This is a genomic window from Bifidobacterium margollesii (assembly GCF_002860355.1).
Lineage (GTDB): Bacteria > Actinomycetota > Actinomycetes > Actinomycetales > Bifidobacteriaceae > Galliscardovia > Galliscardovia margollesii.
On the sequence record NZ_NMWU01000047.1, the window covers coordinates 20,619 to 27,986 of the forward strand.

Consider the following 7,368-nt stretch of genomic DNA (forward strand, 5'->3'; position numbering starts at 1 on the left):
GAGTTCATTTCGAGTCGGCTGTGGGCCGGTGGATGGGGATACGAGGTGAGATACTGGAGGTATGCAGATCAGACCAGGTTCCATGTATCCGCTGGGTGCTCGCTATGATGGGGCGGGCGTGAATTTCGCGTTGTTCTCCGAAGCTGCAGAAAAGGTGGAGCTGTGCCTTTTTGATGCGGATGATCGCGAGACGCGCATCGAGATGACCGAACAGAATTCGTATGTGTGGCATAACTATCTTCCGGGTATTCAGCCCGGACAGCGTTATGGCTACCGTGTGTACGGTCCGTATGTTCCGTCGAACGGGCATCGGTGCAATCCGTCGAAGCTGTTGCTCGACCCGTACGCCCGGGCGATTCAGGGTCACGTCGACGGCGACGAAAGCCTGTATTCCTATTATTTCAGCGATCCGGACAATGAGGGCAATATCAATACGTTGGATTCCGCCCCGCACACCATGAAGTCCGTGGTCGTCAATCCGTTCTTCGATTGGGGTAATGACAAGCATCCGAACATTCCCTACCATGATTCGGTGATCTATGAGGCTCATGTCCGTGGCATGACGAATCTGCGTAAGGATGTTCCCGCGGAGATTCGCGGCACCTATGCCGGTTTGGCTTATCCTACGGTGGTGAGCTATCTGAAGGATCTGGGCATCACCGCGCTGGAGCTTATGCCGATCCATCAGTTCGTCAATGATTCGTTCCTTACGGAGAAGGGTCTGAGCAATTACTGGGGCTACAACACCATCGGGTTCTTCGCCCCTCACAACACCTATTCCAGTTCCGGCGAGTGCGGCGAACAGGTCAACGAGTTCAAGTCGATGGTCAAGGCGTATCACGAGGCCGGCATCGAGGTGATTCTCGACGTGGTGTACAACCACACCGCCGAGGGCAATCACCGTGGTCCGACCTTGAGCTTCCGCGGCATCGACAATCGTAACTATTATCGGCTCGTCGGCGGCGACTTCGCTCACTACTTCGACACCACCGGCACCGGCAATTCGCTGCTGATGCGTTCGCCGCATGCCTTGCAGCTCATCACTGATTCGCTGCGCTACTGGGTGACCGAAATGCATGTGGATGGGTTCCGTTTCGATCTGGCCGCCACTTTGGCCCGTCAGTTCCAGGAGGTCGATAAGCTTTCCGCGTTCTTCGACATCGTGGAGCAGGATCCGGTGCTTTCCCACATCAAGCTGATTGCCGAGCCTTGGGATCTGGGTTCCGGCGGATATCAGGTCGGCGGATTCCCCTCCAGCTGGTCGGAGTGGAACGGCCGGTATCGTGATTGCGTTCGTGACTTCTGGCGTTCGCAGCCTTCCACGTTGCCCGAGTTCGCCAGTCGTCTGATGGGAAGCTCCGATCTGTATCAGGCCAATGGGCGTCGTCCCGTCGCCTCGGTGAATTTCATCACCGCGCACGACGGCTTCACGCTCAACGATCTGGTCACCTACAACGACAAGCACAATGATGCCAACGGCGAGGGCAACCGCGACGGCGAATCGCATAACCGTTCGTGGAACTGCGGCATCGAGGGGCCCACCGAGATCGAGGATGTGAACTGTCTGCGTCATCGTCAGCGTCGCAATTTCATCGCCACGCTGCTCGTCAGTCAGGGTATTCCGATGATTTGCGGCGGTGATGAGGTGGGTCGTACGCAGCAGGGCAACAACAACGCGTACTGTCAGGACAACGAGATCTCCTGGACCGATTGGGAGTTGGATCAGGAGCGGCGTGATCTGCTGGAGTTCACCCAGAAGTTCATTCATCTGCGGCTTACCCACCCGGTGCTGCATCGTCGTCGCTTCTTCACCGGACGGGCCGCGGGCGATACGTCGGATCGCATTCCGCAAGCCGAATGGTTCGACCATACGGGCGAGATCATGGACCGCGAGGATTGGGCCAACACGCATGCCCTGTCGGTGATGGTGTATCTCAACGGCAAGGACATTCCCGAAACCGACTGGTACGGCTCCCCCATGACCGACAACAACTTCCTGCTGATCTTCAACGCGCACTATGAGCCGATCGTGTTCAAGCTGCCTGAGGAGAAGTATGGATCGACGTGGACGCTGGTCGCCGATACCTTCAACCCGAAAGGTCCGGAACTGACCTATGAGGCCGGTTTCGTGATCACCGCGCAGCCGCGTAGCTTCCTGCTGCTCATGAGTGCGAAGCGTTCTCGGCGGATCATGGATTGATCTCACATACGGTGGATATTCCGGGGCATCCGACCGATTGCCAATCACGGTCGGATGCCTTTTCGTATGGTCGGGTTTCGTATGGCTAAGTCTCGTATAGCCGAGCGTTCCGCAGGATCAGCGTCCCGGAGCCAGACGCGATTCGGATATCATGTCCGCCGGCATACGCCGGATGATCTGCGCGTGGACGCGATCCGCCTCCAACGCCGCGATCTGCCGGGAGAACACGATGAACCATCCCATGAACAGCAGGCATGCCAGAGCCTCGACATCGGTGAGCGTTCGTCCTCCCTGCAGCCAGTGGATTCCTGACGCCGCAATGACGACCACGATCAGGTCGGATACCACGTATATCGCTTTGGAAAGCTGCGGTGCCAGCCACGGCAGGGCGATCATCAGGATGCTCATCGGCACGCTCAGTCCACGGGCGAACACGTTGTGCAGAACAGGATGCGGAGTGTAACGGAATATTCCAACGCCGGCGAAGCATATGCCGGCCAGGGCGAGCAGAGTCGACAAACAGTAGATTCTCAGCCGGAAGCGTGGAATCTCCACATCCTGCCGTTGTTCGGCCCAGCGCAGCCTCATCCGATACGTGGTGACGAGTTCGGAGACGGCGAAGTAGCTGAGGATCACCACGCACACGCCGGCGAGGATCAGCGTGGAATTGAACATGCGTGCGGCGAAGGTGGTACGGTCGCCCAGCTGGGAGAAATTGTTGTGCCACCAGTACGGATCGTCGGTGGTGAAGCCGGCGGTGGCGACGCCGGAGACCACGAACAACGGCAGCAGGGATGCGATGGTCTTGGCATTAAGCAGATCCGCCTGCACGAAGGTGACGTAACCGACTACGCCGGAAAGGCACGCCACGCAGGCGGTAAGATAGGTTTTCAGCATTTCGACGCCTACGGCATCGTTGACCACGCGAAGCAGCGCATACGCGCACAGGAACGTCGTGGACGCGTACACCACCGACAGCGACAGAACCTCGATCAGCCGTCTGACAGGCACCCACCATCCATGACTGAGATTCCACGACGAGGATCGCCGGGCATAACCCACGACGAACGACAGCACCGCGCAGACCGACACCAGAGCGGCGCAGACGACGAACAGTCTGCCGGAGACCAGCCAGATAGCCGGGGCGAAACGCATATACACGTCCACGGCAAGACCACCCGCCACGGCACAGCACATGCACGCGATCAGTCCCATTGTCTCCGCCCGCTGATGCCTGCCCACCGATACTCTCCCTCGTCTTCGGTTTTCCTTTTCCTCTTTGATTGTCTCGCTGTTTTGCGCTGGATATCCCTCAATCGGCCGGGTGTTTCATGACGGCGGCGATGCGTTTCATGACGGCGGCTATATCGTCCCGTCATTGCGCGTCTTCCCGGCGAGTCTCGGTTATACTGTTGTCTTGTTGTTTTGTGCGGAGCGATTATCTCCCGCGAAACGGGCTGTAGCGCAGTTTGGTAGCGCGCCTGCTTTGGGAGCAGGATGTCGCAGGTTCGAATCCTGTCAGCCCGACTATAAGCCCTACTCCCGCTTGGGATTGGCGCTTTTCAGTTCGAAGCAGAAAACCGTTGCGGTAACGATGGGTAACGATGACCGCAGACCGAGGCCGCAACGACGTCGCCATCGGCCATCCATGATTCCAGAGAACAACGCCCTAAAAGCACCACAAAAGTTGAGCACCTCATTCTGAAGTATGAAAACCCCCGGGGTTTCATGATGTTTCGCATGAGTGACGTTCCGGGGTATTCGCTAGTAGTCTAGCCGGCATGTGTCACGGAAATCAATCCGCAATGTGATTCACACCTCCTATCGTGTTACAATGTTCATACATTAGCACTGTTTTGGTAAGGAGTCTTGCGATGGCCGATACCGCGACAATCAGTTTCCGCACGGACCCACAGGTCAAACAGCGGGCGAAGGAACTATACGAGTCGATGGGCTTGGACCTGTCGACAGCGTTGAATATGTTCCTGCGCCAGTCATTGACCGACAACGGCATGCCGTTCCGCGCCACAAGGGAGAACCCGTTGAACATGGAGGCACGTCGTCAGGCAGACGACCGGGAGGGCTCCGCGTTCCCAGACGTGGATACTCTGATGAAGGACCTGATGGATGCTTAGATCCGTCTTCCGCACCACGCAGTTCAAGAAGGACTTCAAAGGACTGTTGAAGAAGCACTACGACCCGGACAAGCTACGACGCGCCATCGAAGCATTGATGACCGAGGATCGTGACCTGCTGTCGACCAAGTATCGTGATCATGCGTTGGTCAACAACTGGAAAGGATATCGGGAGATCCACATCGAGGGAGACTGGCTGCTCATCTACCGCATCGAACGCAATGAACTGCAACTTGTGCTGACTCGCACCGGATCGCACGACCAGCTGTACTGACATGCGACATTGAACATACCACTTCCTTGTCGGATGCGATCCGGACCCTCGCGACACGCCGATGCCCCTCCCTCCCACATGCGACAAGGACGGTAACGAGATGGTAACGATGACCGTCACGATGAACCAATCCCAGCCCGATCAACCAAACTTCCCAAAATCCAGAATCGGCTTGATTCCAACGAAAACCAGCCCACTCAAACCCAGCCGGACAAGCCAATCGAACGCCCGCCCAAACAGGATGTCGCAGGTTCGAATCCTGTCAGCCCGACAAGGAACTGAAGTACGTAGATCCGTTAACACGATGGAATATCGATATGGGTCTAGGATTCGCCTATCTCATCAACGGCGATTGGCGGGCGACCTCGTGGCCGACCCTCATGACTCGGGATGTAGTCGATCACTTCTATGTTGAAGATTACGAGAAGCTCGGCCCAGAGTACGGATATCCGGCATCCATGCTGGGAAAGCTGATCCCCGTGGACGATGAGTTTGAAGTCCCGTTAACTCCGGAAGAAATCAAGCGAGTGAACGCACAGGATCATTATTGGTTTGAGTACCGGAATGCGGGAGGCCGTGCCATCTCTTCGATTGGTTATGGGTTTGTCGCCGCTGCATTGGCGGAATCCACAGAGGGACGTATTTCATCAGTGGATTACGCTTTCGATCCCAAACACAACGGCGAGACCGCCGAGCAATTCCTTACATGGTGGGGAGACGAACAGATGGCCTTTTACGGAAGAAAAAGCTTCGCATAACCAAATCGCCAATACCTGATAAGAATTAATCTCGGATACCGTAAACCAGTATGTCTCTGTAATCCGTAATCATTCTCCTCTCCCCCAGCATCGTCCTCACCGGCGTCATCGGCGTCGCCCAGCCGTCTACACGCTGGTGAATCAAGAGTTCAGCGGCAAGCTGAGCAATGATAACCACAGACGTATGTCTTAGCGGAGGTGTATTCGCGGGCGTGCGCGCACATTCGGATGCGTACGGGCGTGATGCGCGTACGCCTTCGGGCCCGCGCGATTTACCACTAATTTCAGCGTTTTGCACCTTTGCGAAGGACCGCAAAGACGGTATAGCCTGCAAGCGAAGCTTCAACAAACCGATCGGAAAAGGTCATACCACTCACGACGAAAGGACCTCCATGAATGAAACGTTCTGTCTGAACGTGTTGCTGCCGTCAGGTGAAACCATTGACGGAGACGTGAATCTCTTGGAACTGCGGGGCGTTCTGCCCCCGATCGGCTCGGGCTTCTACTGGCATAACAAGTTCTACCGGGTAAAGGACGTGTTCTTCAACTCAGACAACAGTCCGGACTTGGGATGGTGGATCACGCTTGAGGATTCGGATGATGACCCGCGCAAGGCCATCGATCCGAGTTACTACTGCTGATGGCGACCGCACGCCCGGAGCTGTAAAACTCTAACCGCTGGCCGGCATTCGTCGCCTTTTACGGCATCGGGTGCCGGCTATTCTTGTATTTCCCGGAGTGTTCCGGTTTGCCCCGTATTATGGGGCTTTAAAGGAGGTTCCGTAGTGGCAGCACAGGTCAAGTCGAAACAGCGTGTCGAAGAGCACGGCGAGGTGTTCACCAACGAGCGTGAGGTCAACGCCATGTTGGACATGGTGAAGCAGGAGACCGAGCGCATCGACAGCCGTTTTCTCGAACCCGCGTGCGGTGACGGCAACTTCCTATCCGAGGTGCTGCGGCGCAAGCTCGCCGTGGTCACCGAACGATACGGCAAGAGCCAGTTGGAATACGAGCGGTACACGTTCGTGGCGGTGTCGTCAATCTACGGCGTGGACATCCTGCAGGACAACGTGGAGGAATGCCGCGAGCGCCTGTACGGCATCGTCAAGAACGCGTACGAGCAGCAGTTCAAGGACGATTGCCGTCCCGAAGTGCTTGACTCGATCCGCTACCTGCTGGCGAAGAACATCCTGTGCGGCGATGCCCTGACATTGACGACGAACAACGGCGAGCCGATTGTGTTCCCGGAGTGGTCGCTGGTGATGGGCAGCAAGGTCAAGCGCCGTGACTTCACGTTCGCTGCGTTGCTGAACGTCTCGGCCGAGGCACCGACGTTCGACATGCTGGATGAAATCGACCAGGACGAGATGGGCAAGATCATTCCAAAACCAATCAAGGAGTATCCGATGACGAGTTTCTTGGAGGTGGCCAAGTATGAGTAGTCATCTGAATTTCGAGGCTTCTGTTGTTTTCGTGGGTTAGTTGGTGGGCTCCGGCAGTCGGATGTCGAGGCCGCCGCATCTGAGCATGACGAAGCTGATGAGGTTGTTCACGTGGTGGAAGCCGTAGGCCATGCGGATGGTGACCTTGATGCGGTTGTTGAACGCCTCGAGCCTGGCGTTGGAGTAGCCGAGCTCGATCGTGCGCAGGATGTCGGGCCGGCGTCTCCTGATCTTCCTGGAGAGTTCGACGATCTCGGGGATGCGGCTGTGGGACGCCCAGAATACCCAGTGTTTGAGCTCTCCGCGGGCCTGTTCGATGGGGTGTCTGAGCAGGTTGCGCAGGAGTTCCTTGAGCCGCCATGCGCGGTAGAGCTGTCCCCTGGGATCCGTGTTCCCCAACGCGGTGAGGGATTCGTCCTGCCGTCCGGTGAGATGGTCGGGGTTCTTCAGGACCGCGTACCTGACGCCGCGCATGCGTTTCGTGGTCTCCTCGTCGCCTTCGCGTCTGGCCTGGTTCCAGAGGCGTTTCCTGACCTGGTCGAGCGCGTCGCTCATCCAG

The 7,368-nt window shown here is 57.0% G+C and carries 8 protein-coding genes and 1 tRNA gene; 7 read left to right on the plus strand and 2 right to left on the minus strand.

The genetic code is table 11. From position 1 onward, the window contains the following. The first annotated feature begins 61 nt into the window (after positions 1-61). Entirely contained in the window at positions 62-2,200 is a 2,139-nt protein-coding gene (gene glgX, locus Uis1B_RS10750) for a glycogen debranching protein GlgX (RefSeq protein ID WP_101618201.1), read from the plus strand. A gap of 117 nt (positions 2,201-2,317) precedes the next feature. Here glgX and Uis1B_RS10755 read toward each other — a convergent pair whose 3' ends face one another. Next, a complete protein-coding gene (locus Uis1B_RS10755; RefSeq protein ID WP_133124928.1) occupies positions 2,318-3,442 on the minus strand; it encodes an ABC transporter permease in 1,125 nt (374 codons plus the stop codon). Between the two features lie 211 nt (positions 3,443-3,653). Here Uis1B_RS10755 and Uis1B_RS10760 point away from each other — a divergent pair. From Uis1B_RS10760 to Uis1B_RS10785, 6 genes are all read left to right on the plus strand, one after another. Next, a tRNA-Pro gene (locus Uis1B_RS10760) sits at positions 3,654-3,727 on the plus strand. 347 nt (positions 3,728-4,074) lie between these two features. Continuing rightward, on the plus strand, positions 4,075-4,335 hold the full coding sequence (locus Uis1B_RS10765) for a type II toxin-antitoxin system RelB/DinJ family antitoxin (protein ID WP_101618204.1): 261 nt from the start codon (positions 4,075-4,077) through the stop codon (positions 4,333-4,335). Continuing rightward, complete coding sequence (locus tag Uis1B_RS10770; protein ID WP_101618206.1) at positions 4,328-4,609, plus strand: type II toxin-antitoxin system RelE/ParE family toxin; 282 nt, start codon at positions 4,328-4,330, stop codon at positions 4,607-4,609. The genes Uis1B_RS10765 and Uis1B_RS10770 overlap by 8 nt, the downstream gene beginning before the upstream one ends. A 317-nt stretch (positions 4,610-4,926) precedes the next feature. After that, entirely contained in the window at positions 4,927-5,367 is a 441-nt protein-coding gene (locus tag Uis1B_RS10775; protein WP_101618208.1) for a hypothetical protein, read from the plus strand. A gap of 392 nt (positions 5,368-5,759) precedes the next feature. Then, positions 5,760-6,008 carry a hypothetical protein gene (locus Uis1B_RS10780; RefSeq protein WP_101618210.1) on the plus strand — a complete coding sequence of 83 codons (249 nt, stop codon included), beginning with the start codon at positions 5,760-5,762 and terminating at the stop codon, positions 6,006-6,008. A gap of 144 nt (positions 6,009-6,152) precedes the next feature. Further along, positions 6,153-6,809 carry a restriction endonuclease subunit M gene (locus tag Uis1B_RS10785; protein WP_101618212.1) on the plus strand — a complete coding sequence of 219 codons (657 nt, stop codon included), beginning with the start codon at positions 6,153-6,155 and terminating at the stop codon, positions 6,807-6,809. A gap of 36 nt (positions 6,810-6,845) precedes the next feature. Here the strand turns inward: Uis1B_RS10785 and Uis1B_RS10790 are convergent. Further along, positions 6,846-7,368: transposase (locus tag Uis1B_RS10790; RefSeq protein WP_243390357.1), on the minus strand; the 523-nt coding region annotated here is incomplete at its 5' end.